Source organism: Burkholderia sp. Ac-20349, assembly GCF_017104865.1.
Classification (GTDB): Bacteria; Pseudomonadota; Gammaproteobacteria; order Burkholderiales; family Burkholderiaceae; genus Burkholderia; species Burkholderia aenigmatica.
In genome coordinates this window covers 1-3,918 of sequence record NZ_JAAGPM010000270.1, presented here as the reverse complement: position 1 = coordinate 3,918, position 3,918 = coordinate 1, and the positions used below count along the sequence as shown (strand labels likewise).

The window sequence follows — 3,918 nt, the reverse complement described above, 5'->3', positions numbered from 1 at the left end:
ACTGATCGAGGAAGAGCTCCGCGACCGTCGACTGGTACACCTTCCACATCTTCTTGCGCAGCACCCGCCCCTTGTCGGTGATGCTCGCGTACGCGGCACGGCCGTCGTCCGCCGAACGGGCGCGCGTGACGAGCCCCTCCTGTTCGAGCCGGTCGACGAGGCGCGTCAGGTTGTAACGCTCGATCGCGAGCACGTCGGCGAGTTCGTGCATGCGGCGCGTGCCGTCGGGCCCGCTTTCGAGCCCCCACAACGCGTCGTACCACGCATAGGCCGGCAGGCCGGCCGCCGCGAGGCGGCGCTCGATCTCGCGAATCATCGTCCGGTGCGCGCGGACGAACGAGAACCACAGATCGGGTTCGGGTGCGCTCATGTCAGGTCGTTCCTCTCGTTGAATTGCAGTTGCAATTAAATTTTACCTCGATAACAATTGCCCTCACACGATTGCAATTGCAACTATCCGCCCACCGATCGGCGGGCGTTCCGTCGCGCGTCGCGGCGCCACGACCGTCGCCCCGCGCAGCCTTATGCTTCTGGAGACACTGCATGACCGCACCTCTCGCGCTACCCGACATCGACCCGCAGGAAACCCGCGAATGGCTCGATGCACTCGAATCCGTGATCGCGCTCGAAGGCCGCCCGCGCGCGCACTACCTGCTCGACCAGCTTGCCGACCTCGACGCGGCGCGCCACGGCGACCTACACGGCCGCGTGACGACCGCGTACGTGAACACGGTGCCGCGTGAACGGCAACCGGCCTATCCGGGCGATCTCGCGCTCGAACGGCGCCTGAACGCGATGATCCGCTGGAACGCGATGGTGATGGTGCTGCGCGCGGGCCGGCATTCGAACGTCGGCGGGCACATCGCGACCTACCAGTCGGCCGCGGTGCTGTACGACGTCGGCTTCGATCACTTCTTCCGCGGCCGCACCGATACGTTCGACGGCGACATGGTCTACATCCAGGGCCATTCGGCGCCCGGCATCTATGGCCGTGCGTACCTGGAAGGCCGCATCACGGACGCGCAGCTCGACAACTTCCGCCGCGAGACCGGCCGCGAAGCGGGACGCGACGGGCTGTCGTCGTATCCGCATCCGCGCCTGATGCCCGATTTCTGGCAATTCCCTACCGTGTCGATGGGGCTCGGGCCGCTCACGGCCGCGTATCAGGCGCGCTTCATGCGCTACCTCGAATATCGCGGGCTGAAAGCGCATCAGGGCCGCAAGGTCTGGGCCTTTCTCGGCGACGGCGAAATGGACCAGCCCGAATCGCTCGCCGCGATCTCGCTCGCCGGGCGCGAACGGCTCGACAACCTGATCTTCGTCGTCAACTGCAACCTGCAGCGCCTTGACGGCCCGGTGCGCGGCAACGGCAAGGTCATCCAGGAACTCGAAGGCACGTTCCGCGCGGCGGGCTGGAACGTCGTCAAGGTGATCTGGGGCGGCGGCTGGGATCGCCTGCTCGAACGCGACACCACGGGCCTGCTGCGCCAGCGCATGATGGAATGCGTCGACGGCAATTACCAGACCTTCAAGTCGCAGAGCGGCGCGTACGTGCGCGAGCATTTCTTCGGCAAGTACCCCGAACTGCTCGAGCTCGTCGCCGATCTGTCCGACGACGACATCTGGAAACTGGCGCGCGGCGGCCACGATCCGGAAAAGGTGCACGCAGCCTATGCGCAGGCGATGCACGCGGACGGCCGGCCGACCGTCGTGCTCGCGAAGACGGTCAAGGGCTTCGGGATGGGCGAAGCCGGCGAAGGCCAGAACGTGAACCACCAGTTGAAGAAGATGAGCGCGGACGCCGTCCGCGCGTTCCGCGACCGCTTCGCGCTGCCGGTCAGCGACGCGCAACTCGACGACCTGCCCTACCTGAAACCCGAACCGGGCAGCGCCGAGGCACGCTACTTCGCGGAGCGCCGTGCCGCGCTCGGCGGCCACGTGCCGGCCCGCTTCAGCCACGTAGCGCCGCTGCCGGTACCGCCGCTCGACGCGTTCGACGGTCAGCTCAAGGACAGCGGCGAGCGCGGGTTGTCGACGACGATGGCGTTCGTGCGCATCCTCGGCACGCTGCTGAAGGATCCCGCACTCGGCAAGCTCGTCGTGCCGATCGTGCCGGACGAATCGCGCACGTTCGGGATGGAAGGCCTGTTCCGCCAGATCGGCATCCACTCGCATCTCGGCCAGCTCTACACGCCGCAGGACGCGGGCCAGCTCAGCTACTACAAGGAAGCGAAGGACGGGCAGATCCTGCAGGAAGGCATCAACGAATCGGGCGCGATCGCCTCGTGGATCGCAGCCGGCACCGCGTACAGCAACCACGGCCTGCCGGCGATCCCGTTCTACATCTTCTATTCGATGTTCGGGCTGCAACGCGTCGGCGATCTCGCGTGGGCGGCCGGCGACGCGCGTACGCGCGGCTTCCTGCTCGGCGCGACGTCCGGCCGCACGACGCTGATGGGCGAAGGGCTGCAGCACGACGACGGGCACAGCCACGTGTTGTCGTCGGTGATTCCGAACTGCGTGTCGTACGACCCGACCTATGCGTACGAACTCGCGGTGATCGTGCGCGACGGCCTGCGGCGGATGTTCGCGGAACAGGAGGATGTGTACTACTACATCACGCTGCTCAACGAGAACTACCCGCATCCGGCGCTGCCGGACGGCGCGGAGGCCGGCATTCTCAAGGGGCTTTACCTGCTGCGCGAAGACACATCACAGGCGACCGACGCGCCGCACGTGCAGTTGATGGGCAGCGGCGCGATCCTGCGCGAGGTGCTCGCCGCGAGCGACCTGCTCGCGCAGGACTTCGGCGTGACGAGCGACGTGTGGAGCGCGACGAGCCTGAACGAGCTGCGCCGCGACGGGCTTGCGGCGGAACGCTGGAACCTGCTGCATCCGGATCAGGCGCCGCGCGTGCCATACGTGCAGCAATGCCTCGACGGCCGCACGGGGCCGGTGGTCGTCGCGACCGACTACATGAAGATCGTCGGCGACCAGATCCGCGGGTTCGTCGACGGCCGGCGCTTCGTGTCGCTCGGCACCGACGGCTTCGGCCGCTCGGATACGCGCGACGCGCTGCGCACGTTCTTCGAGGTCGACCGGCACTTCATCGTGATCGCAGCGCTGAAGGCGCTCGCCGACGACGGCGTAATTCCGCGTGCCAAGGTAGGTGAAGCGATCCGGCGCTACGGCATCGACATCGACAAGGTCGATCCGGCCAGCGTGTAGTCATGCGGTGGCGCGGCAGGCGGGATTGCGCCAGCCTGCCGCGCCACCGCCCTGCCCGCGCTACTGCCCCGACTGCGCGAGCGGGCCTTGCGGGCCCTGTCCCGTTCCCGACGGCCAGCCGCCCGCCAGCGCCTTGTACAGCGCCACCGTCGACGCCGCACTGCGCATCCGCCCGTCGGCCGCCGCATCCTGCGCCTGCAGCAGCGTGCGTTGCGCGTCGAGCACTTCGTAGTAGTCGATCGCCCCCGCCGAGAAACGCGCCTGCGCCAGTTGCGCGGCGCGCGCGCTGTCGGTCGCGGCCCGCACGAGATGGTCCGTCTCGTCACGCGTGCGGGCGGCGCGCAGCAGCGCGTTCTCCGTTTCCTCCAGCGCCCCGAGCACGGTCTGCCGGTACTGCGCAAGCTGCCCGGCCGCTTCCGCATCGCTCGCCGCGATCCGCGCACGCACGCGGCCGACGTCGAGGAACGACCAGTCGATGCCGAGCGCGATCAGGTTCGTGTCGCTGCCCGCGCGGAAGAACCCGTAGCTGCTCGTCGCGCTGCCGAGCAGGCCCGACAGCGTGAAGCGCGGACAGGTCGATGCGATGGCGCTGGCCCGAGAACAGCAGTTCGATGCCGTGATGTTCGAGCCCTTCGCGACGCATCCGGTCGCCGAGGCCGGCTTCGTTCAGCGTGTCGACCGTGCCCTGCT

The 3,918-nt window shown here is 68.1% G+C and carries 2 protein-coding genes and 2 pseudogenes; 1 reads left to right on the top strand and 3 read right to left on the bottom strand.

Features of this window, described 5'->3' with window-relative positions; all coding sequences use genetic code 11:
* Positions 1-370: MarR family transcriptional regulator (locus G3N61_RS38180; RefSeq protein WP_205172080.1), on the bottom strand; the 370-nt coding region annotated here is incomplete at its 3' end.
* A 173-nt stretch (positions 371-543) separates the two neighbouring features.
* On the opposite strand from G3N61_RS38180, the gene aceE reads away from it, so the two are divergent.
* Positions 544-3,228 (top strand): pyruvate dehydrogenase (acetyl-transferring), homodimeric type, encoded by a 2,685-nt coding sequence (gene aceE, locus G3N61_RS38175; RefSeq protein ID WP_205825016.1) that lies wholly within the window; start codon positions 544-546, stop codon positions 3,226-3,228.
* Positions 3,229-3,288: 60 nt separating this feature from the next.
* On the opposite strand, the pseudogene G3N61_RS38170 reads toward aceE, so the two are convergent.
* Positions 3,289-3,798 (bottom strand): annotated as a pseudogene (locus tag G3N61_RS38170) (TolC family protein); the annotation flags it as partial.
* Positions 3,791-3,918 (bottom strand): annotated as a pseudogene (locus G3N61_RS38165) (FAD-dependent monooxygenase); the annotation flags it as partial. The pseudogenes G3N61_RS38170 and G3N61_RS38165, both read right to left, overlap by 8 nt.